The organism is Streptomyces sp. NBC_01750, assembly GCF_035918095.1.
Classification (GTDB): Bacteria; Actinomycetota; Actinomycetes; order Streptomycetales; family Streptomycetaceae; genus Streptomyces.
Window position 1 is genome coordinate 2,618,951 of sequence record NZ_CP109137.1, and the last position, 23,129, is coordinate 2,642,079.

At 69.9% G+C, this 23,129-nt stretch carries 11 protein-coding genes and 1 pseudogene; 4 read left to right on the top strand and 8 right to left on the bottom strand.

Going from position 1 to position 23,129, the window contains the following annotated elements; genetic code table 11:
- Nucleotides 1-16: 16 nt before the first annotated feature.
- The 7 genes and pseudogenes from pulA to OG966_RS11920 all read right to left on the bottom strand — a co-directional run bounded on the left by pulA (nucleotide 17) and on the right by OG966_RS11920 (nucleotide 13,472).
- Complete coding sequence (gene pulA / locus OG966_RS11890) at nucleotides 17-5,293, bottom strand: pullulanase-type alpha-1,6-glucosidase (RefSeq protein ID WP_406733895.1); 5,277 nt, start codon at nucleotides 5,291-5,293, stop codon at nucleotides 17-19.
- Nucleotides 5,294-5,554: 261 nt separating this feature from the next.
- Nucleotides 5,555-6,937 (bottom strand): annotated as a pseudogene (locus OG966_RS11895) (alpha-amylase); the annotation flags it as partial.
- Nucleotides 6,938-7,270: 333 nt separating this feature from the next.
- A complete protein-coding gene (locus OG966_RS11900) occupies nucleotides 7,271-8,341 on the bottom strand; it encodes a LacI family DNA-binding transcriptional regulator (protein WP_406732292.1) in 1,071 nt (356 codons plus the stop codon).
- A complete protein-coding gene (locus OG966_RS11905; protein WP_326649523.1) occupies nucleotides 8,326-9,993 on the bottom strand; it encodes a glycoside hydrolase family 13 protein in 1,668 nt (555 codons plus the stop codon). Before OG966_RS11905 ends, OG966_RS11900 begins: the two co-directional genes overlap by 16 nt.
- 87 nt (nucleotides 9,994-10,080) lie before the next feature.
- Complete coding sequence (locus tag OG966_RS11910; RefSeq protein ID WP_326649524.1) at nucleotides 10,081-11,007, bottom strand: sugar ABC transporter permease; 927 nt, start codon at nucleotides 11,005-11,007, stop codon at nucleotides 10,081-10,083.
- 61 nt (nucleotides 11,008-11,068) lie between these two features.
- Nucleotides 11,069-12,067 carry a carbohydrate ABC transporter permease gene (locus OG966_RS11915; protein WP_326649525.1) on the bottom strand — a complete coding sequence of 333 codons (999 nt, stop codon included), beginning with the start codon at nucleotides 12,065-12,067 and terminating at the stop codon, nucleotides 11,069-11,071.
- A gap of 133 nt (nucleotides 12,068-12,200) precedes the next feature.
- Nucleotides 12,201-13,472, bottom strand: a complete 1,272-nt coding sequence (locus OG966_RS11920; RefSeq protein ID WP_326649527.1) for an extracellular solute-binding protein — start codon at nucleotides 13,470-13,472, stop codon at nucleotides 12,201-12,203.
- Between the two features lie 368 nt (nucleotides 13,473-13,840).
- Here OG966_RS11920 and OG966_RS11925 point away from each other — a divergent pair, with 368 nt between their 5' ends.
- The 3 genes from OG966_RS11925 (at nucleotide 13,841) to OG966_RS11935 (ending at nucleotide 17,505) form a co-directional block, all read left to right on the top strand.
- A complete protein-coding gene (locus OG966_RS11925) occupies nucleotides 13,841-15,478 on the top strand; it encodes a glycoside hydrolase family 13 protein (RefSeq protein WP_326649529.1) in 1,638 nt (545 codons plus the stop codon).
- 25 nt (nucleotides 15,479-15,503) lie between these two features.
- Nucleotides 15,504-16,535 carry a LacI family DNA-binding transcriptional regulator gene (locus tag OG966_RS11930; RefSeq protein WP_326649530.1) on the top strand — a complete coding sequence of 344 codons (1,032 nt, stop codon included), beginning with the start codon at nucleotides 15,504-15,506 and terminating at the stop codon, nucleotides 16,533-16,535.
- Nucleotides 16,536-16,620: 85 nt separating this feature from the next.
- Complete coding sequence (locus tag OG966_RS11935; RefSeq protein ID WP_326649531.1) at nucleotides 16,621-17,505, top strand: phosphatase PAP2 family protein; 885 nt, start codon at nucleotides 16,621-16,623, stop codon at nucleotides 17,503-17,505.
- A 51-nt stretch (nucleotides 17,506-17,556) separates the two neighbouring features.
- Here the strand turns inward: OG966_RS11935 and OG966_RS11940 are convergent, their stop codons facing one another.
- Nucleotides 17,557-20,544: a bifunctional [glutamine synthetase] adenylyltransferase/[glutamine synthetase]-adenylyl-L-tyrosine phosphorylase gene (locus OG966_RS11940; RefSeq protein WP_326649532.1), complete on the bottom strand. Its 2,988-nt coding sequence runs from the start codon at nucleotides 20,542-20,544 to the stop codon at nucleotides 17,557-17,559.
- A 393-nt stretch (nucleotides 20,545-20,937) separates the two neighbouring features.
- Between OG966_RS11940 and OG966_RS11945 the strand changes: the two genes are divergently transcribed.
- The gene (locus OG966_RS11945) at nucleotides 20,938-23,106 is read left to right on the top strand and encodes a PIG-L family deacetylase (RefSeq protein WP_326649533.1); all 2,169 of its coding nucleotides are present in this window, start codon (nucleotides 20,938-20,940) and stop codon (nucleotides 23,104-23,106) included.
- Nucleotides 23,107-23,129 lie beyond the last annotated feature (23 nt).

Below are 23,129 nucleotides of genomic sequence, written 5' to 3' on the forward strand. Positions count from 1 at the left end.
CGCTAGCGCGCTGCGGTCAACTGTGGGAGAAGACGGCGACGCTACGCGCCGGTACGGTGAAGGTGCCAGAACTCCCTTCGTATGAAGCTGACTTGGTGATAGGATCCGCGCCCGCGAGCTGCACCGGGTGGAGCGCGTACGCCTTCCCGGCCAGTGCCGTGACCCGCTGCGTCTGCCGCTCCGGTGTGGCGTTGAAGACCACGACCAGATCGCCGGCCCTCATCGTGATCACTCCCGGGGTCTCGTCCTTGCCGGAGAGCGGGAAGGAAACCGCGGACTGCACCTCACCGGCCGTGCTCAGACCAAAAGCCTTCTCGGTACGGCGGATGGTGAGGAGGTCCCGGTAGGCGGCCGACGCGCCGTTGATCTGCGGGCATCCCACTGTCAGTGAGCCGGCCGTCAACAGCGGTTTCGCATAGGGCCACTTGGTCTTGTTGTCGGCCTGCGGCGGCAGCCCGCGGCCGAAGCCGTTGCCGTCCCGGCAGTCCCAGTGGATCGCGTTGAACCAGTCACCGCTGTCATACGAATTGCGGTCCAGCGACTTGGAACGGAGCAGGTCGGTCCCGGCCTGTGAGAGCGCCGGTCCCTGGGAGAGAGCCGCGGTCGCCATCGCCAGTACCTGCATACGGGCCCGGTCCGCCGGTGACGTGGCGGGCGGGAGCTTGAAGGCGAGGGCGTCGTACAGCGACTCGTTGTCGTGGGCGTCCGCGTAGGCGAGGGCGTCGCCGGGAGCGGCGGCGTACCCGGCCGGGGCGCCGTTGTAGTCGACCTCGGATCCCTTGACACTCCGGCCGGAGCTGTCGGTGAAGGAGTACGCGGCGAGATTGCCCGTCAGACCCACCTTGATCAGGTCCTGGTAGTGCAGCAGCCGGGCCTTCTGCTCGGCCGGAGTTCCGTTCGCGGCCGAGGAGTTGGGGTCGGTGTAGAGGCCGGAGGCGAAGCCCTGCACGCGCGGGTCCTCGTCGAAGGGCCCGCCGCCGCGCACCGCGTCACGGGCCCGGTCGGAGAAGGTCGCCACCCCCGTGCCTGCCATGTTCTTCTGGGTGGCCTGGACGAAGCGGGCGTCGTCCGCGATCTCCCCGAAATTCCAGCCCTCGCCGTAGAGGATGATCTTCTTTCCGTCCACGCCGTCGCGCGCGGGCGTCAGCGCGTCGAGCGCCGCGCGCACCGCGAGGATATTGGCCTTCGGGTGGTGGCCCATCAGGTCGAAGCGGAAGCCGTCGACCTTGTACTCCTTGGCCCAGGTGACGACCGAGTCGACGACGAGCTTGCCCATCATGGCGTTCTCGGGGGCGGTGTTCGCACAGCAGGTGGAGGTGGCGACTGTGCCGTCGGCGAGCAGCCGCTGATAGTAGCCGGGCACGATCTTGTCGAGCACGGACTTGTCGGCCTGTCCGCTCGCCACGGTGTGGTTGTAGACGACGTCCATGACGGTGCGCAGGCCACTGGAGTTCAGGGACTGCACCATCTGCCGGAACTCGAGCGTACGCCTGGTGCCCTCCGGGTCGGAGGCGTACGAGCCCTCCGGGACGGTGTAGTGCAGCGGGTCGTAGCCCCAGTTGTAGGCGTCCTTGGCGGCGGCCTTCGCGACGCACGCCTGCTGCTCGTCCGAGTCCGGGGCGTACACCTTCACATCGCAGTCGGGCACGGTCTGGTCGGACTTCTTCTCGGGGATGGTGCCGATGTCGAAGGCGGGCAGGAGGTGGACGTAGGAGGTACCGGCGGCGGCGAGCGCGCGCAGATGCTTCATGCCCTGCGAGTCACGGTCGGCGAAGGCCAGATACTGGCCCGGGTGCTTCGATGTGCGGTCCGCGACCGAGAAGTCGCGGATGTGGAGCTCCTGGATCTGCGCGTCGCGCAGCGGTGTCGCGGCCGGCTTCCTGAGACCGGTCCACCCCGCCGGGGCGAGCTTCGGGTCGGCGAGGTCGATGACGAGGCTGCGAGCCGAGTCGGTGGTCAGGGCGGTGGAGTACGGGTCGGTGACCTTGTTGGTGACGAGCTTCTGGACGCCGGGCGCCCAGACCTTCACCGCGTATCTGTACTGCTTTCCGGCCCAGCCCTTGGGGCCGGCGACGGACCAGACGCCGCTCGCCTCGTCCCGTCGCATGGCGACCGTCCGGCCGTCGAGTTCGAGCGAGACGGAGTGAGCGGTGGGAGCCCAGAGGGAGAGGGTGGGGCGGCCGCGGTCGAAGACCGGTCCGAGGGCGGCCTTGGTGGCCTTGGCCGCGTACAGGTCGTCGAGGATCCCTGCCGTCTGGACGCCGGTGGCGGCGAGCAGCGCGCCGTTGGCCGCGCGCTGGGTGGCGATGAGCTGGCCGCGCAGCGACTGCCGGACCCGGTCCCGGTCGCGCGTGTCGACGGTGAACGCCGGATAGTCCTTGAGGTGCGGGTACTTCGCCTTCTGCGCGTCGGTCAGGGCGGCGGAGGTGAGACGCAGCCACCGGCCCTCGTCGGACAGTGCGCCGTCCTTGACGGTGATACCGCCGTCCGCCGCGTACACCAGCTGCTGACTGGTGGCATCGCTCGCCTTCACCTTCCAGACGACGGTGTCCCGGTCGATCCACTGGGCCTCGGCCCTGGCGAGGTCGAGCGAGGGCGCGCCGCCGGTCTGCGGCAGCAGATACTTCGGCTGCCCGGCGAGCAGCCAGACCTCGTTCGTGTACGTCGCGAGGTCCAGGGACTGGTCGGTCGGCAGGTCCTTCTGGTCGCCCTTGTGGAGGATGTAGCTGAGCGAGGTCGCGCCGGCGGCGAGCGGCACCTCGAAGGTGACTCCGTACGCGTCCTTCCTCACCGGCTGGAGCGGCTTGGACCAGTCCGTGGGCGATGCGGCGCCGGTCCAGGTGTGCAGACCCCAGCCGTCGTAGTCGCCGTCGGCGCGGTTGTAGTGGAGGACGGCCTTCGTCCTGTCCTGCGGCGGGTAGGCACCGTCGGGCGCGGTGTCCGACTGGCCTTCCCTGCCCTGCGCGATCCAGACCTGGCCGGTGCGGGCCAGTTCGACGGTGCGCTGCGGGCCGTCCACGGTGCCGTTCTTCTCGACGGTGTACGGGACGGTCGTGACGCCCTCGGCGAGCTTGATCCAGGCGAAGGCGCCGTACGCGTCACGGCCGGTGAAGGCGGTCCGCCGGGTGCCTGTGCTGAGCTGCCAGCCGTCGTAGTCGCCGTCGGGCCGCTGGTAGTGGACGACCGCGTAGTCGCGTTCGACAGCCACCGGCTTCTCCGGCGGCGGGGCCTGGCCGGCGGTCGTCTCCGCCCGGTCACTGGCGGTACGGCCCGCGCTGTCCACCACAACCGCCTTGTAGCGCAGGGGGGTTCCGGCCGCCGTATCGAGGTACTGAGTGACCTTGTACGGGGCGTGGTCGGCCGAGCCGAGGGTGCGCCACTTGCCGTTGCCGGCCTGGGCGGCGAAGACGACGCGGTTGAGGCCTCCGCCGTTCACGTCGGCAGATATCTCGACGGTGCCGGTGGCGCCGGCGGCCGGCGCCTTGAGGGTGAGCGTGGGCTTGGCGGCGGGCCCGGCGAGCGGCTTCGTGGCCCGGAGCACGACGGATGACAGCGCCGGCACGGTGACGGTGATCTTCCCGTCGACAGCGTGCACCGCGCCCGAGCCGCCGTACAGCGTACGGAAGTCCTTGGCGTCTGCCGGGATGGTCACGGTCTTCGCGGTGTCCGCGTTGTTGACGGCGACGAGATACTCGATGGAACCGGTGCGCGCTTTGGCGTCGGTGCGGGAGAAGGCGTACACCGAGTCCTTGGCGTACCGCTCCGTCTGGACACCGTCGCGCAGCGCCGGATGCTCCTTGGTGAGCTTCGACAGCGCGGCGATCGACCGGTAGACGGGGTGCGAGGTGTCGTACGCGTCGGACGCGTGTGTACGGTCCGAGCCGAGCTGGTCGTCGTCCAGATAGTCCGCGGTTTGGGAGGCGAAGAGGCTCTGGCGGGCGTCCTTGTCGCCGCCCGCGCCGGTGAAGCCCTGCTCGTCGCCGTAGTAGATCACCGGATTTCCGCGGGACAGGAACATCAGCTCGTTGGCGAGCCGCGCCCGCTTCAGCAGCTCGGCGTCGCCCGCCTTCGGATTGTCCTGCTTGAGGAAGGTGCCGATACGGCCCATGTCGTGGTTGCCGAGGAAGGTCACCTGCTCATAGGCGTTGGCCTTGTCGCTGGTGTATCGGTAGTCGTTCCCGAAGACGCCGGCGAGCTGGTCGGCGGACGCGCCCTGCGAGGCGTAGGCGCGGGCAGCCCCCTGGAAGGGGAAGTCCAGTGTGGCGTCGAGCCGGCCGCGCGTGACGTACGGCGAGGTGATCGCCGTGTCCCCGGCGAAGACCTCGCCGAACATGAAGAAGTCGTCCCGGCCGCGCTTGGCGGCGTAGGCGTCGAGCGCCGTGGCCCACTGGGTCCAGAAGTCCATGTCGACGTGCTTGACGGTGTCGATGCGGAAGCCGTCGATGTCGAAGTCGCGGACCCACTTCTCGTAGATCTCCTCCATGCCCCTGACGACCTCGGGGCGCTCGGTCCACAGGTCGTCGAGACCGGAGAAGTCACCGTACTCGGAGCTCTCGCCCGCGAAGGTCGAGTCGCCGCGGTTGTGGTACATCGTCGGGTCGTTGAGCCAGGCGGGCACCTTCTTCCCGCTGGTCCTTGGCGTGTACGGGAAGGAGCCGGCGTCGACCTTCCCGGTCCCCGCCCGGTCGTCGAACGGGCGGCCGCTGCTGTCCAGATACGGATAGGCGCCCTTGGGGCGGTAGCCGTACTTCTTCTCCGCGTAGTCGACGGTGTCGGCGGTGTGGTTGGTGATGACGTCGAAGAAGACCTTCATGCCCTTGGAGTGGGCCTTGTCGATCAGCTTCTCGAGGTCGGCGTTGGTGCCGAAGTGCGGGTCGACCTGGGTGAAGTCGGTGATCCAGTACCCGTGGTACGCGGCGGACGCGTCCTTGCCGGTGCCCTGGACGGGCCGGTTCTTGAAGATGGGCGCCATCCAGATGGCGGTGGTGCCCAGGCCCTTGATGTAGTCGAGTTTGCTCGTCAGACCCTTGAGGTCGCCGCCCTGGTAGAAGCCCTTGTCGGTGGGGTCGTACCCGGTCTCCAGCCGCGAACCGGTGAGCCCGCCACGGTCGTTGGCCGTATCGCCGTTGGCGAACCGGTCGGGGAGGACGAAGTAGAACTGCTCCCGCGTCAGATCATGTCGCGCGGGCTGCGCGGCGAGCGCCTTGTCCGAGGGCGGGGCGGGGGGTCTTGGCGCGCCGGCGGCCGGCCCGGCGGTTATGAGCGCCGCGAGGAGGGCGGCGGCGGTGCCTATGGCGGTGCCGGCCGCGCTGACGCGGGGGGTGGTGGTCACCGGTTGGTTCTCCTTGGGTGGGGACGCCCTTCGGGCGTGTCCTCAATCGCCGGACGGGCTGAAATTCCCGCCGGTCCGGCGGAATTCAGCCCCGCCGACGGTTGAGGCGCGGGGTCTGGGGCGGAGCCCCAGGTCGGACGGTGCCAAATCAAGCCCCGCCGGCGATTGAGGCGCGGGGCTTGGGGCGGAGCCCCAACAGGAGCCCCGCCCCGGCAAGGGCTAGCCGCAGGCGCGGGCTCCCGCGTGGAGCGCCACCGCCGTGTTCGGGGGCAGCGTTGCCGTGAACTGGCCCGAGGCGCCGACCGTCACCGGACGGCCCGACTGCACATCGCAGTAACCACCCGCGGGCAGCGACGTCTGGAACGTGCGGGTGAGTGACGACGACTCGTGGTTGATGGCGACGTACGCCTTCGAACCCCGCCCGAACGCGATCTGGTCCCCGCCGTTGTCCCACCAGTTGACGACGCCCTGACCGCGCGCCGTATTGCGGAAGGCGACCATGGACTTGATCTCGGGCCAGGCGTGCTGGCACTTCCAGCCGTCCTGCCAGCAGGCGTTCACCGTCCCGCCGTTGGGCGGTCCCGCGTCCTTGTCCGACCACTCGTAGCCGGAGTGAACGTCCGGCGATCCGTACGGCCACGCCAGCATGAAGACATTCGCGAGGGTGTAGTTGGCGCCGTCCTTGTAATTGAGGGTGTCGCCGCCGCGCTCGGTGTCGTGGTTGTCCACGAAGACCCCGGACTTGCCGGACTCCATGTACCCCCACCCCTCGCCGTAGTTCTTCAGATAGGCGAGGTTCTCGTTGTTGAAGACGCGCTTGAGGTCACGGGCGTACCGGAACTCCTGGACGTCGCCGTTCCCCAGGTACTCGCTGGGCGAGACCGGCTCGCCGGCCCCGTAGATCGCTTCCTGCTTCCAGTACACGCCGGGATTGCTGAGCCTGGACTTGATGTTGGCGAGGTCCGTGGCGGGCATGTGCTTCGCGGCGTCGATACGGAAGCCGTCGACGCCCAGGGTGAGCAGGTCGTTCAGATACGCGGCGATGCGGCCGCGCACGTAATCCTCGCCGGTGTCCAGGTCGGCGAGCCCGACGAGTTCACAGTTCTGGACGTTGGCGCGGTCGCCGTAGTTGGTGATGTTCGACCGGCAGTCGTCCATGTCGGCGCCGGAGTAGGTGCCCGGGTAGTTGTACTTGTCGTACGAGGAGCCGCCGGTGCCGGTACCGGACGCGGACGCCATGTGGTTGATCACGCTGTCGACGACGACCTTCACACCCGCCGCGTGGCAGGTGCTCACCATGCTCCGGAACGCGGTGCGGTCGCCGAGCCGCCCGGCGATCCTGTAGCTGACGGGCTGGTACGAGGTCCACCACTGCCCGCCCTGAATGTGCTCCTGGGGCGGAGAGACCTGGGCATAGCCGTAGCCGGCCGGCCCCAGGGTGTCGGTGCACGCCTTCGCGACCGACGCGAAATTCCACTCGAAAAGGACAGCCGTGACGTCCCTGTCCCCCGGCGGGGCCGCCTGCGCGGCGCCCGTCGGTGCAACCACACTCACCGCGGCGCCCGCCACAAGGGCGAGCGCCGCGGCCAGAGGTTTGCCGGCCATTTTTCCTCCTGCATGGGGGGAGGTGCGGGTGACGGTGCAGCCTTGTCCGGCAACGCGCCGTGCCCGTAAGGCCTTTGAGAGTTCTTGCTGCAAGGCAGCAGAAAGTTATTGCGGTCGCGACCGTACGAGCCTCCTGGTCCGGGGTCAACCCTTCGGACACACTCTCGTCGCACTGCGGAAATCTTGCCGTTTCCCAACTGCAAGACCTTACGCAAGGCTTGCAGTGGTGCTACTTTCAGCCATGGCTCCGGGCCGGCCGGCCGGGGGCCCGGCAGCTCCGGTCCCCACGCGCTCGGCCGGCCGGTCCGGTTACGCGTCCACCGGATTACGCGTCTACCGACGCGCCTGCGCGGTGGTGCCCCGGACCACCAGTTCCGGCTGGAACACATACTCCGTGCTCTGTACCGGACTTCCCTGCAGCTCCTCCAGCAGCGCGCCGACCGCCGCGGCCGCCATCGCCTTCACCGGCTGGCGGATCGTCGTCAGCGGCGGATCCGTGAACGCCACCAGTTGCGAGTCGTCGAACCCGACCACCGAGAGGTCGTACGGCACATCGAGGCCGCGCTCCCGGGCCGCCCGGACTACACCGAGCGCCATCATGTCGCTGCCGCAGACGATGGCGGTGCACTCCTTGTCCAGCAGCGCACCGGCCGCCGCATGGCCGCCCTCGACACTGAACAGGGAACGCTGGACCAGTTGTTCGGCAGCGGCGTCGGTGTAACCGAGGATGGAGGCGAGACCGTCCAGGAAGCCTTCGGTCTTGCGGTGGGCCGGCACATAGCGGCCCGGACCGATCGCCAGACCGATCCTCTCGTGCCCCAGCTCCGCCAGATGGTGCACAGCCATACGCATCGCCGACCGGTCGTCGCAGGAGACGCAGGGCGCGCTGATGTGCTCGCTGTACCCGTTGATGAGGACGAACGGAACTCCCCGGGCGACGAGTTCGGCGTACCGCGTGTGATCGGCCGAGGTGTCGGAGTGCTGTCCGGACAGAAAGACGATGCCGTTGACGCCGCTCTCCTGGAGCTGTTCGACCAGCTCGTCCTCGGTCGCGCCGCCCGGCAGCTGGGTGCAGAGCACCGGGGTGTAGCCGTGCCCGGCCAGGACCTGTTCGACGGCCTGGGCGAACGCGGGGAAGATCGGGTTGGTGAGCTCGGGGGTCAGCAGGCCGATGAGACCGGCACTGCGCTGCCGCAGCCGTACGGGCCTCTCGTATCCGAGCACGTCGAGCGCCGCGAGCACCCGCTGGCGGGTGCCGCTCGCCACGCCCGGTTTGCCGTTCATCACCCGGCTCGCGGTCGCCTCGCTGACGGAGGCCTGAGCCGCGATGTCCGCGAGCCGCGGGGCGGTGCCGGTCTGGACGACGCCGCCCCGCGCCGGGGGAATCGTCACACCGTCCACCACACAGCGGTGTCCGCGGGCAGCTCGGCCTCGCCCTCGGCCGTCCGAGCAGCGCTGCTGGCCAGCAGTACGCGGCCGGGTGCCGGTATCCGTACGGCCGTGCCCGTGGTGTTGACGGTGCAGACGAAGCCGCCTTCCCGGCGGAAGGCGAGCACGCCCTCGGGCGCCGCCAGCCACTCGACCGCGTCGCCCGTGCCCAGCGCCGGGTGCGCGCGGCGGGCCGCGAGGGCACTGCGGTACAGCTCCAGGGTCGAGTCCGGGTCACCGGTCTGCGCCTCGACGCTGAGCCCGGCCCAGCTGTCCGGCTGGGGCAGCCAGCTGCCGCCCGTGCCGAAGCCGTACGACGAGCCCTCGGTGGTCCACGGGATCGGCACCCGGCAGCCGTCGCGGAAGCCGTCCTGCCCCTCCGTGCGTCCGAAGGCCGGGTCCTGCCGGACCTCGTCGGGCAGGTCGGTGACGTCGGGAAGACCGAGCTCCTCGCCCTGGTAGAGATAGGCGGATCCGGGCAGCGCCAGCATCAGCAGGGTGGCGGCGCGGGCGCGTCGCAGTCCCAGCTCCCGGTCGCCGGCCTCACGGATCTGGGTCCCCGCCGGCGGGCCCGCGAAGCGGGTGGCGTGGCGGGTCACATCATGGTTGGAGAGCACCCAGGTGGCCGGGGCGCCGACGGGCCGCATGGCGTCAAGCGACTCGTCGATCACCCGGCGCAGCTCGTCCGCGACCCAATGGGTGCCCAGGTACTGGAAGTTGAAGGCCTGGTGCAGCTCGTCGGGGCGCACGTAGTTGGCGGTGCGCTCGACGGTGGGGGTCCATGCCTCGGCCACGGCGATGCGATCGCCCGGGTACTCGTCGAGGATCTTGCGCCAGGCGCGGTAGATCTCGTGGACGCCGTCCTGGTCGAAGAAGGGCATGACATCGTTCCCCAGCAGTTTCAGCTGGTCGCTGCCGCCGATGTCGGGCAAACCCGGTGCCTTGACCAGGCCGTGGGCGACGTCGATCCGGAAGCCGTCGACGCCCATGTCGAGCCAGAAGCGCAGGATCGAGCGGAACTCGTCCGCGACGGCCGGGTGTTCCCAGTTGAAGTCGGGCTGCTCGGGGGCGAAGAGGTGCAGATACCAGTCGCCGGGGGTGCCGTCGGGGTTCTCGGTACGAGTCCACGCGGAGCCGCCGAAGATGGACTCCCAGTCATTGGGCGGGAGTTCGCCGTCATCACCCTTGCCGGGACGGAAGTGGTAGCGGTCGCGCAGCGCGGAACCCGGGCCCTCCTCCAGAGCGCGCTTGAACCACTCGTGGGCGTCCGACGAGTGATTGGGCACCAGGTCGACGATGATGCGCAGCCCGAGGTCGTGCGCGTCCCGGATCAGCGCGTCGGCGTCCAGCAGCGTGCCGAACATCGGGTCGATGGCCCGGTAGTCGGCGACGTCGTAGCCGGCGTCGGCCTGCGGGGAGGCGTAGAAGGGGCTCAGCCACACGGCGTCGACGCCGAGTTCCCTGAGGTACGGCAGTCTGCTGCGGATGCCCGGAAGGTCGCCCATGCCGTCGCCGTTCCCGTCGGCGAAGCTGCGCGGGTACACCTGGTAGATGACGGCGTCTCTCCACCAGTCCGCGGAAGCCGCGGGCAGGTCGGCGCGATGGGCGTCAGCCAGGTACTGGGTCATTCTCGATCCCTCTGAGGCTCGGTGCAGCGATTCGGGGCAAGACCGGGGCACCCGGCCGGCCGGGCCGGGTGCCGGGGTTCGTACGGGTCAGGATTTGGCGGCACCGGCGGTGAGGCCGGTGACCAGATGGCGCTGGACCAGGTAGAAGAACAGCGACGCGGGGATGGCGATGAGTACGGAGGTCGCGGCCATCAGGTCCCACTGGGTGTCGTGCTCGCTGATGAAGGTGGTCAGGCCGATGGCGAGGGTGTACTTGCCCTCGCTGAGCATGAAGACCGACGCGTAGGCGACCTCCGCCCAGGCGGTGAGGAAGGTGTAGAACGCGGCCACCGCGATGCCCGGCCGGGCGAGCGGCAGGATCAGCCGGTAGAAGGTGCCGAACGGAGTGAGACCGTCGATCCGGCCGGCTTCGTCGATCTCCGCCGGGATGGTGTCGAAGTACCCCTTGAGCAGCCAGGCGCAGTACGGGATGGCCGTGGTGCAGTAGACCAGGATCAGGGCCCAGTAGGTGTCGAGCAGACCCAGGTTCGCCAGGATGTTGTAGAGCGGCACCATCAGGATGGCGACCGGGAACATCTGGGTGACCAGGAAGGTCCACATGAGCTGCCGGTGTCCGGGGAAACGCATCCGGGAGACGGCGTAGCCGGAGCTGGCGGCGATGAAGACACCCAGCACGCACGTACCGAGCGCGACGATCAGCGAGTTGACGAACCACTGGAGGAACGAGGTGTCGTTCAGGACCGTCGTGTAGTTCTCGAAGCTGATCTTGTCGGCGATGTCGCCGGGGTGCAGGAAGTCGGTCTTGTCCGGGCCGAGCGAGATCCAGGCGATCCAGCCGATCGGGAATGCCGCGATGAAGCTCGCGATGATCAGCGCGCCGTGGATCAGCAGGGATACGGAACGGGGGCGCTCTCCGCGCTTCAACTGGCGCCTGCCCGCGGCCCGCTTGCGGGGCGGGCCGGCGGTGGCCGACTCGGCCGCTCCCGCGACCCGGACATCTGCTGTGGTGCTCATGGGGTTGGCCCTCTCTTTCGTCATGGCTGGTGCTGATTGCCCGGTTGCCCTGGGCGGGCCGTCAGACGGCCTTCTCGTTGCGGGCCAGCCATCGCCGGTAGAAGGAGGCGAAGACGATGAGCATCGACAGGATGATGACGCCGTACGCGGCGGAGCCGGCGTAGTCGCGCGGGTCCTGTCCGAAGCCGAGGCGGTATGCCCAGGTGACGAGGATCTGGGCGTCCGTGCCCGAGTTGTTGCCGAACAGCAGGAAGATGACGACGAACTGGTTGAAGGTCCAGATGACGCCGAGCAGGACGACCGTGCTGCTCACCGAGCGCAGGCCGGGAATCGTCACATGGCGGAAGCGCTGCCAGGGGGTGGCGCCGTCCACCTCGGCGGCCTCGTAGAGCTCGGGCGGGATCGACTGCAGACCGCCGAGCAGAGAGACCATCATGAAGGGGACGCCGACCCAGGTGTTGACCATGATGGCGGCGGTCTTCTGCCAGAAAGGCTCACTGAGCCAGGCCGGCGTGGGCAGATGCGCCCATTCCAGAGCCATGTTGAGGACACCGCCGTCGTCGGCGAGGATCAGCCGCCAGGCGAAGACGGTGACAAAGGTCGGCACCGCCCACGGCAGGATCAGGACCATCCGGTAGAAGGTGCGGCCGCGGATCTTGCGATTGAGCAGCAGGGCGAGGCCCATGCCGATCCCGTAGTGCAGCGCCACACAGATGGCGGTCCAGACGATGGTCCATATGAAGTGGGGCCAGAACTGATGGTCGCCACCGGAGAGGATCTCCGCATAGTTGTCGAAACCCACCCACGAGAAGCTGTCGGGGATCTCGTTGACGCCGATCGTCCGGCCGACGTTGTTGCTGTTGGCATCGGTCAGCGACAGATAGATGCCGCGCACCAGGGGGTAGAGCACCAGCACGCCGATGACCGCGACCACCGGGGCCACCATCGCCCAGGCGTACCAATTCCGGTTGTACGACTGCCTGATACGGCTCATCGGCCCGCGGCGCGGCCCGGCGCCACGCTGGGTCTTTCGGCTTCCGCCCTCGACGGCGACGGTCATCTTCGACACCTTTACGACAGATTCTTGAGCGGGTGTACGGCGTGGTGGTACGGCCGGGATCCCGGCCGTACCACCACGGGCGGCCGTCCGGCCCGCCCCTGTTCGGGGGCGGTCCGGACGGCCGGCGGCCGCCTTAGGAGAAGTCCTTGAGCAGCTTCTTGTAGGACTCGGCGGTGGTGTCCAGGCCCTTCTGGGTGCTCACCTTGCCCTGAAGGATCGCGGTGAGGTTGGTGCCGAGGTCGGCGAAGAGCGAGCTGTACTCGGGCAGCTCGGGACGCGGCCGGGCGGAGCCGGCGAGGATCGCCTGGAACTCGGTGATGCCGGGGGTGGCCTTGACCTCGGCGGTGTAGGCGGAGGTGCGGGTCGGCAGCGTGCCGTTCTTCAGCGCGATCTTGGCCTGGGTCTCACCCGAGGTCATGAAGCCGACGAACTTCTGGGCCGCGGCCTGGTGCGCCTTGTCGGAGCCGGCGTACACGGAGAGGTTGTGACCGCCCGTCGGGGCGCCGGCCTTGCCGGAGCCGGTGGCCGGGACGTTGGAGATGCCCAGGTTGGCCTTGTCCTTGAAGGCCGCGCCCTTGTAGATGTTCGTCAGCTCCCACGGGCCCTGGACGATCATCGCGACCTTGCCGGTGTTGAACGCGTCCATCATGTGGGCGTAGGAGTCGGCGGTCACATCGAGCTTGGAGACGCCCGGCGCGGCGAGCAGGGCCTTGCTCGTGTCCACGGCCTTGACGGCCTCGGGCGAGTTGACCGTGATCTTCTTGCCGGCGGCGTCGACCATGTCGGTGCCCTCGCCGAAGAGGAACGGCAGCTCGAAGTAGGCGTCGGCGCGGAGGGTGAAGCCGTCGACGCCGGCCTTCTCCTTGACCGCCTTGGCGACGGTCTTCACCTCGTCCCAGGTGGCCGGCGCCTTGTCGTAGCCGGCCTTCTTCAGGACTTCCTTGTTCCACATCAGGCCGAGGGAGTCGGTGACGAAGGGGGCACCGTAGGTCTTGCCCTGGTACTGAGCCTGCTTGAGGAGCGAGGGAGTGATGTCCCCGGTGTTCTTGAGCGCGTCCGTGCCGTCGAGCGGGGCCAGGAACTGCGACTTGGCCCAGGAGGCGGTCCAGCCGACCTCGGCGCGGATGATGTCGGGGGCACCCTTGCTGCCGGCCGCGGTCTGGAACTTGTTCTGCGCCTGGTCGAACGGGACGTTGACGTACTTGACCTTGATGTCCTTGTTCGCCTTTTCGAACTCGGCGATCATCGCCTTGTACGTCGGCGCCTCGTTGGTCGCGTTCGACGTGTCCCACCAGGTGAGGGTGACCGGGCCGGCGGCCTTGTCGCCGCCGTCGTCCCCGCCGCATGCCGTCGCTGCCAGTGCCAGTGCCGCTACCAGCGCGGTGGCCGCTATGCCACGCCTCATGTGAACTCCTTCAGAGATGCCCGAGATGGCGGAGGCGACCAGGCCCCCTGCCGACCGCTCCCTCGCGGCGCCGGGTTCGGCAGGAACGTAACAAGGATGAAAGAGAGCGGAAAGACCTTGCGGCAATTTTCTGCAAGAGCGGGGGATCGTTACATCCGCGTGTCCTGAGAGTTGCCATTGGATCGCTTGACGGCGGCTGTTTCCGCTGCCCCAGGGCGCCCGGGGCAGAGCCCTGCGACACTCCTCGCAAGCTCTTGCAAGGCTGTTATTTTTGTCCCCCGGGCACCGTCACCATGCGCCCGCACCCACGTTGACCTCGTTAGTTGTACGTCCTCCCCCTGCTCCCGGACCGTACGAGAGGGACTTTCATGACCCACGAGCCCGCTTCCGCCGTCGGCCTCCTCGGCCCCGCGGCAGCCCAGGGGCCGCGCCCTGCAAGCTCTTCCACGGAGGATGACGGCTGGTGGCGCGATGCCGTCATCTACCAGGTGTACGTGCGCTCCTTCGCCGACAGTGACGGTGACGGCGTCGGAGATCTGCCCGGGGCCACCCGGCGTCTGCCCCATCTCGCAGAGCTGGGCATCGACGCCGTATGGATCACGCCCTTCTACGCCTCGCCACAGGCCGACGGCGGCTACGACGTCGCCGACTACCGGGCGGTGGACCCGCTCTTCGGGGATCTCGCCGACGCCGACGATCTCGTCCGCACGGCCCACGCGCTGGGCCTGAAGGTGATCGTGGACATCGTCCCGAACCACACGTCGGACCAGCACCCGTGGTTCCGGGCCGCGCTCGCGGACCACGACGGGGGCGCGGCCCGCGGGCGCTACTGCTTCCGGCCCGGCAAGGGCGCCGCCGGCGAGCTGCCGCCGAACGACTGGGAGTCGGTCTTCGGCGGCCCCGCCTGGACCCGCACTCCGGACGGTGCGTGGTTCCTCCACCTCTTCGCACCCGAGCAGCCCGACCTCAACTGGGACAACGAGGAGGTGCACAAGGAGTTCGAGTCGGTGCTGCGCTTCTGGCTGGACCTCGGCGTCGACGGCTTCCGTATCGATGTCGCGCACGGCATGGTCAAAGCGGCCGGCCTGCCGGACATCGGCCACAAGGAACAGGCCAGGCTGATCGGCGCCCAGAAGCTGCCCTTCTTCGACCAGGACGGCGTACACGAGATCCACCGCTCCTGGCGCAGGCTCCTCGACTCCTACCCCGGCGACCGGATCGGCGTCGCCGAGGCCTGGGCCCCCAGCCCGGACCGGCTCGCGCTGTACGTACGCCCCGACGAGCTGCACCAGGCCTTCAACTTCCAGTTCCTGCGGTGCCCTTGGGATCCCGGGGCGATGCGCGGCGTGATCGACGAGTCACTGGCCGCCACCGCATCGGTGGGGGCCACCACCACCTGGGTGCTCTCCAACCACGACGTGGTCCGCCACACCACCCGCTACGGCGGCGGGAAGCAGGGGCTGCGCCGGGCCCGCGCGGCCGCGCTGCTCATGCTCGCGCTGCCCGGTTCGACGTACATCTACCAGGGCGAGGAGCTCGGACTGCCCGAGGTCACCGATCTGCCGAGCGAGGTGCGCCAGGACCCCGCCTTCTTCCGCGCGGCGGGGCAGGACGGCTTCCGCGACGGCTGCCGCGTACCGATCCCCTGGTCCGGCGAGGAGCCGCCGTACGGGTTCGGCCCCGGATCCAGCTGGCTGCCCCAGCCGGACAGCTGGCGGGAGCTGTCCGTGGCGGCCCAGACCGGCGACCCGCACTCGACGCTCGAGCTCTACCGCTCGGCGCTGGCGCTCCGCCGTGAGCTGCCGGGCGGCCCGATGCGGTGGCTGCCGGGCCCCGAAGGGCTGCTCGCCCTGTCCCGCCCGGGCCTGGTCTGCACCCTCAACACCACCGGATCGGTGATCGAACTGCCCCTGCCGGGACAGCTGCTGCTCTCCTCAGGGACCTTGGAGCCGACGGGTGACACAGCCCGTATTCCGGCTGATTGCTGTGCGTGGTGGGCAATCTGACGTGCGACCGGTACAGTCCAATCCTGTGACCGCACGGCTTGCCGACATCGCAGCCCAGGCGGGGGTCAGCGAAGCCACAGTCAGCCGCGTGCTCAACGGCAAGCCCGGTGTGGCCGCGGCAACCCGCGAATCCGTACTCGCCGCGCTCGACGTGCTCGGATATGAGCGCCCCGTGCGCCTGCGGCAGCGCAGCGCCGGCCTGGTCGGCCTCATAACGCCGGAGCTGGACAACCCGATCTTCCCGGCACTCGCCCAGGTCATCGGCCAGGCACTGACCCGGCAGGGCTACACCCCGGTCCTGGCCACCCAGACCCCGGGCGGCTCCACCGAGGACGAGCTCACCGAAATGCTGGTGGACCGCGGGGTCTCCGGAATCATCTTCGTCTCGGGCCTGCACGCCGACACCACGGCCGATATGCAGCGCTACGACCAGCTCCGCGGGCAGGGTGTCCCCTATGTCCTGCTGGGCGGCTTCTCGTCCAAGGTGAAGGCCCCCTTCGTCTCGCCCGACGACCGGGCCGCGATGCACCTCGCGGTGACCCATCTCGCCTCGCTCGGCCACACCCGGATCGGCCTGGCGGTCGGCCCGAAGCGCTTCGTTCCCGTGCTGCGGAAGATCGAGGGCTTCCAGCAGGCGATGGAGAATCAACTCGGCCTCGCCCCCGAGGAGTCCGAAGAGCTCATACAGCACTCCCTCTACACGCTGGAAGGCGGTCAGGCCGCGGCAAGCGCCCTGATCGGGCTCGGCTGCACCGCCGTGGTCTGCGCGAGCGACATGATGGCGCTCGGCGCGATCCGGGCGGCCCGTGGACTGGGTCTGAAGGTGCCGCGGGATGTATCCGTGGTGGGCTTCGACGACTCTCCGCTCATAGCGTTCACGGACCCGCCGCTGACCACCATCCGGCAGCCGGTGCAGGCCATGGGTCAGGCGGCCGTCCGCACCCTCCTGGAGGAGATCGGCGGCACCCCCGCCCCGCACAGCGAGTTCGTTTTCATGCCCGAACTGGTGGTTCGCGGTTCAACGGCTTCCGGACCCGGAGCCGCCGGGCGTACGTGAGTCGTCCGCAAGGGGTAGCGGATGCGTCGGCAACCCAACCCTGGGATGACCGGTCGGAGGACGGCATCTGGCAGACTCTCGTCCTATGGGTGAAACGACCGTGAAGACCATGGAAAGCCGGACGGCTGCTCCGTCACCCACGGTGGACGAGGCCGCCGACGCGCCCGCGCGCATCCGGCTGCACACACTACGGTCGCCCCGCCGCCCGCGGATCTGGTTCGAAGTCCTGCTGATCGCGGTCAGTTACTGGACATATTCGCTGGTCCGCAACGCCGTGCCGGAGCAGAAGACGCAGGCACTGCGCAACGCCGACTGGATCTGGGACGCCGAGCAGTGGCTGGGCATCGCGGTGGAGCAGACGGTCAACCACGCCGTGAATTCGGTGACATGGCTGATCGTTTCGATGAACTACTACTACGCCACCCTGCACTTCATTGTGACGATCGGCGTACTGGTGTGGCTCTACCGGTGGCATCCGGGCCGATACGCGGCTGCCCGTTCCGCCCTTTTCGCCACGACAGGTGTGGCTTTGGTCGGCTATTACCTGTACCCGCTCGCACCGCCCCGGTTGATGAACGGCCACGACTTCGTCGACACGGTCCTGGTCCACCACACCTGGGGTTCCATGGCCTCGGGCAACCTCAAGAACATGTCGAACCAGTACGCGGCGATGCCGTCGATGCACATCGGCTGGTCGCTCTGGTGCGGTCTCATCATTTTCGCCGTTGCCTCGGCGCCGTGGGCGAAGATCCTCGGCATCCTCTACCCGACGGCGACCCTGGTCGTCATCGTGGCCACGGCGAACCACTTCTGGCTGGACGCGGTGGGCGGCATGATGTGTCTGGCGTTCGGCTTCACCGTCTCGTACGCCTGGTACCGGACGCTGCCGCATCGGCTGCCGCGGCTGGTGGAGAAGAGCGACGGCACCAGCCGGCCGCTCCCCCGGTTCAGCTCCGGGCAGCTGTCCTGACCTCCTGACGCCGCCGCGCGCACCCTGCTGCGCCCCGCTGCCTGCGCACCGCTACGCGCCGTAGAACAGCTCCTCCACCACGGCGCGCGCTCTGCGCGTGATCCGGCGGTAGTCGTCCAGCATGTCGCCGACACGCCCCGGGCCGTATCCCAAGTACCGGCCCACCGCGCCCAGTTCGCGGCCGTCCGACGGGAAGGTGTCACCTGCCCGGCCGCGTACCAGCATCACGCCGTTGCGCACCCGGGTCGCCAGCACCCAGGCCTCGTCCAGGATCTGCGCGTCCTCCGTGGAGATGAGGCCCGCCGCGTGCGTGGCCGCCAGCGCCTCGCGGGTGCGGGTCGTCCGCAGGCCCGGTTCCGCCCAGCCGTGGCGCATCTGGAACAGCTGGACCGTCCATTCCACATCGCTCAGCCCGCCGCGGCCCAGCTTGGTGTGGAGCGTGGGATCCGCGCCGCGTGGGAGTCGTTCGGACTCCATCCGGGCCTTCAGCCGGCGGATCTCGCGGATCGCGTCGTCACCGAGCCCCTCTGCCGGATAGCGCAGGGGGTCGATCAGATCGATGAAGCGCCTGCCCAGGTCCGCGTCGCCGGCCATCGGCTCCGCCCGCAGCAGCGCCTGGCTCTCCCACACCAGGGACCAGCGCCGGTAGTAGGCCTCGTAGGAGGCGAGCGTGCGGACCACGGGGCCGCTCTTGCCTTCGGGACGCAGATCCGCGTCGATCAGAAGCGGCGGGTCCGTGGTGGGCAGCTGAAGCAGCCTGCGCATCTCCGCGACGACCGCGTTCGCGGCCCGCGACGCCTCCTGCTCGTCCACGCCCTCACGCGGTTCGTGGACGAAGAGCACATCCGCGTCGGAGCCGTAACTCTGCTCACGGCCGCCGAAGCGGCCCATGCCGATGACCGCGAACCGCGTCGGCAGCGTGTCGCCCCACTGCGCGCGCACGGCGGCCCTCAGCGCGCCCGAGACCGTCGCGGCGTTCAGGTCCGTGACCGCGTTCCCGACCCGGTCCACGAGCTCGCCCGGGTCGGCCTCGGCCGGGTTGTCCTCGGTGCCGTACGAGCCGATCAGATCCGCCGCGGCGGTACGGAACAGCTCCCGGCGGCGTACGCCACGGACCGCGGCGACCGCGGCCTCCGCCGTGTCCGCGCGTCCGACGGCTGCCAGAACCTCCTGTTCGAGCGCGTCGCTGCAGCGCGGTGCGAGACCCTCCGGGTCGCCCAGCAGGGCCACCGCCTCCGGGGCTCGCAGCAGCAGGTCCGGGGCGAGCCGCCCGGCGGACAGAACCCGCGCCAGATTCTCCGCGGCCGCGCCCTCGTCCCGCAGCAGCCGCAGATACCAGGGTGTCTTGCCGAGCGCGTCGGACACCTTGCGGAAGCCGAGCAGACCGGCGTCCGGGTCGGCCGAGTCGGCGAACCAGCCGAGCAGCACCGGCAGCAGCGTGCGCTGGATCGCGGCCTTCCGGGTCACGCCCGACGACAGGGCCTCCAGATGGCGCAGGGCGGCGCCGGGATCGGCGTAACCCAGCGCCTCCAGCCGCTGCCGCGCCGCCTTCGGGCTGAGCCGCGTCTCGCCGGGGGTGAGCTGGGCGACGGCATCGAGCAGCGGCCGGTAGAAGATCTTCTCGTGCAGCCGTCGCACCACAGACGCGTGGCGCTTCCACTCCTTGTTGAGCTCGCCGACCGGGTCCGTACGCAGTCCGAGCGAACGCCCGAGGCGGCGCAGATCGGCCGCGTCCTCCGGCACCAGATGCGTACGCCGCAGCCGGTACAGCTGGATGTGGTGCTCCATGGCGCGCAGGAAGCGGTACGCCAGGTCCAGCTGCGCGGCGTCGGCCCGGCCCACATATCCACCGTGCGCCAGCGCCCGCAGGGCCTCCAGTGTGGTGCCGCTGTGCAGCGTCGCGTCGCTGCGCCCGTGCACCAGTTGCAGCAGCTGTACGGCGAACTCGACGTCCCGCAGGCCTCCGGGGCCGAGCTTGAGCTCGCGCTCCACCTCGGCGACCGGGATGTTGTCGACGACGCGACGGCGCATCTTCTGCACGTCGGCGACGAAGTTCTCGCGTTCCGCGGCCTGCCACACCAGCGGTGCGACGGCTTCGATGTAGTCCTCGCCGAGCGCGAGGTCACCGGCGACCGGACGGGCCTTGAGCAGCGCCTGGAACTCCCAGGTCTTGGCCCAGCGCTGGTAGTACGCGAGATGGCTGGAGAGCGTACGGACCAGCGGGCCATTGCGCCCCTCGGGCCGCAGATTGGCGTCGACCGGCCAGATGGTGCCCTCGACCGTCGTCTCGGAGCAGATCCGCATCAGGTGGGAGGCCAGCCGGGTCGCGGCCTGGACGGCCTTGCTCTCGTCGGCGCCCTCCACCGGTTCACCGACGAAGATGACGTCCACGTCGGAGACGTAGTTGAGTTCATGGCCGCCGCACTTGCCCATGGCGACGACCGCGAGCCGGCACTGCACCGCGTCGGCGGGCGCGGCGGCGCGTGCGATGGCGAGGGCCGCCCGCAGTGTGGCCGTCGCCAGGTCGGCCAGTTCGGCGGCGGTCTCGGCGACATCGGTCGTACCGCACACATCGCGGGCGGCTATGGCCAGCAGGCACCGCCGGTAGGCGACCCGCAGGGTGACCGGGTCGGTGGCGTCGGCGAGGCCGCGTTCGAAGTCGGCGACGCCCGGGTGCAGATCGGTCGCCTCGTACGTCACGAGGGCCTGCCAGTCGCGCGGGTGGCGGGCCAGGTGGTCGCCGAGCGCCTCGGAGGCGCCGAGCACTCCGAGCAACCGGTCACGGAGCGGTTTCGCGGTGATCAGGGTGTCGAGGAGGCTCTGGCGCTCGGCCGGGTCCTGCGCCTCCACCAGCCGTACGAGGCCACGGAGCGCGAGGTCGGGGTCGGCGGTGGCCCCGAGCGCGTCGAGCAGCACCGGGTCCGTCCGCGCGGAGGACATGTCGGGGATGTCGAGGAGACGTTCGGCGGCGGAGGGATCGGTGAAGCCGTGCCGCAGCAGTCGGGTGAAGTTACTGCTCCTGCGCCCCGGCACCGTCATTCCGCCGTCTCCCGTCCTGCTTGCCTGTCCTGCTTGCCCTGTTCCGGCCGGGCGCTGCGGTCCCGTACCGGCCGATCAAGGTCCGGATTCGAGCGTAGCCGCAGGGGCGCTCGCGGGACCCCGCTGATCGGCGGGCCCTTCCGGACGTTTCCGGTGAGCCGCCGCGCGGATGACGGGTGAGCCGCCGTGCGCACGAGCGGTGAGCCACCGCGCAGACGGGCGGTGAGCCATCGAACAGTCGCAGATGGCGTGACATACGCCATGTTGTTCGACCTTTGGAGCGAATGAACCGCGTGCGCGATTCTTCCGTCTTCTTGGCCGACCACCGCTGATCCCTCTCGGTCACTGCTGGTCAGGACCTATTGATCCCTTGAAAACCGAAGGCTCAACCGCATGCTGTCGTCCGGGCCCCGCCGCTTCGCCCCGCTGTCCCGTCGTGGCCTGACGGCGACCTTGATCCTGGGTCCGCTCGTCGGCATCGCCTGCCTCTCCGGCGCCGGGGAAGCCACCTCCGACGCCCAGGAGAACGTGATCCCGGCGGCACGTCCCGCGGGCGCTTCCGTGATGCAGATCGTCGCCCATCCGGACGACGATCTGTTCTTCATGAACCCGGACACCAGCCAGTCGGTCGGCTCCGGCCGCGCTCTGACGTCGGTGTACCTCACGGCGGGCGAGGCGGACGGGGTGAACGCGTCCAAGACCGCTCCGGGCGGCGGCCCGCTGTCCGCGGACGCGCTCGCCGAGCTGCCCGCCGCCGACAAGGGCCGCTACGCGGAGGCCAGGCAGAACGGCATTCGCGCGGCCTACGCGGAGATGGCCACCGGCAACCGCACCAGCCCCTGGCAGCGCGTCACGATCCCCACCGCGGGCGGCGGCACGGCCGAGCTCGACACTCTCAAGGCGCGGCCCGAGGTCAACCTGGTGTGGGTGCAGCTGCACGAGGCCGGGTCGATAGCCGGCGACCGGCCGAAGAGCCTGCACGGCCTGTGGGACGGCCGGGTGGACACGCTCGGCTCGCAGCTCGCCTCCTCCAGCCCGGTCACCAAGGGCTTCTCGTACACCAAGGAGCAGGTCGTCGACACGGTCGCCGGCCTCCTCGAGCGGTTCCGCCCGACCCACGTCCGGATGCAGGACCCGACGCCGGGCCGGACCGGCACCTCGGGCAAGGTCACCGACCACCAGGACCACATGTACGGCGCACGGTTCGTGCAGGCCGCGCTCACGCGATACGCGGGCTCAACGGGCCGTCCCGCCTTCAGCGTCCAGAACTACCTGGGCTACTTCACCAGCCGGCTGCCGCGCACCCTCGACCCCGCCACCGCCGCGGCCAAGCTGCGCACGCTGAAGACGTACGCCTGGATGGACGGCGAGAACCACTGCGGAGACGAGGCCGGCTGCGGCGACCGCAAGGTGGCCGCCCGCCCCGGAGGGCACGGCTGGGCGCAGTCCGTCCGCTACACGCGCGGCGAGTCCACTTCCTGGGTGCAGCCGGGCAGGGACGGCGGGCTGTGGGCGTTCTCAGTGCTCGACACTCGGCTGGCGGTCTGGCACAGGGCGGCCGGGGCCACCGGGTCCGCCGGGTCCGCCGGCGCGGCCGGCGCGTGGAGCGGTCCGAGGCTGCTGGCGGGCGAGGGCATCGACAGCGGAGTGACCTCGGTGAAGCTGCCTGATGGGCGGATCGCCGTGTTCGGTACTCGTACGACGCTCGGCGACGGCCCGGAGGACTATCGCAGGGACGTCGTCACGACCGTGCAGCGCACGCCGGACGGCGCGTTCGGACCGTGGCGCTCGCTGGGCACCCCCGAGCGCGACGACGCCTCCGGGACCTCCGACATCAGCGCCCCGGCGGTGACCGTGGACCGCGCCGGCCTGATGACTGTCTATCTGCGCGACGGCAGCCACTCGCTCAGCTCCACCGCCCGGCGGCCGGACGGCTCCTGGACGCCGTGGCAGGGGCGGGGCGGCCGGGATGTGCACGGCGACCCGGTCGCCGCGACGGACGCGAAGGGCCGCCAGTACGTGTTCGTCGGCACGGCTCGCTCGGTCGTCTCCTTCATCCAGCCGGCGCCCGGCGCGCCGCTGACGGGCCCGACCGCGACCGGAGTGCCGCCGACGACACTCACGCTGAGCGCGGGCCGTGACGGCGACGGCGTACGGCTCTGGTTCCGCAAGCCCGGCTCGGGCGACGTCCGAACGGTCCGGTTCTCCGGCACCGGCGTCTCACCGGTGACGGAGCTGGGTGGCCCGGCGGGCTTCGGTCCGGTCGGCGTCTCGGGTCCGGACAGCACCCTGCTCGCGGTCCGCTCCAGGACCGGGACACCCGGCACGGCGCTGCTCGCACCGGCCGTCGCGGGAACCGGCGAGGCAGGCGCGGCAGGTAGGTCTGCGCGGACCGGGCGGGCCCAGTGGCGCGCGGCCGGTTCGCTGTTCGCGGGCGCGCCGGCGGGCGTACCGAGCGGGGCGAAAGGCGCGGGTCTGGCCGCGGTGGGCCTCGACGGGCGCCTGTACTGGGCACAGGCGGACGCCCGCGGTTCGCCGGCTTCCTGGACCCCGGTCGGCTGACCGATGAATACAGGCGCCGGGCG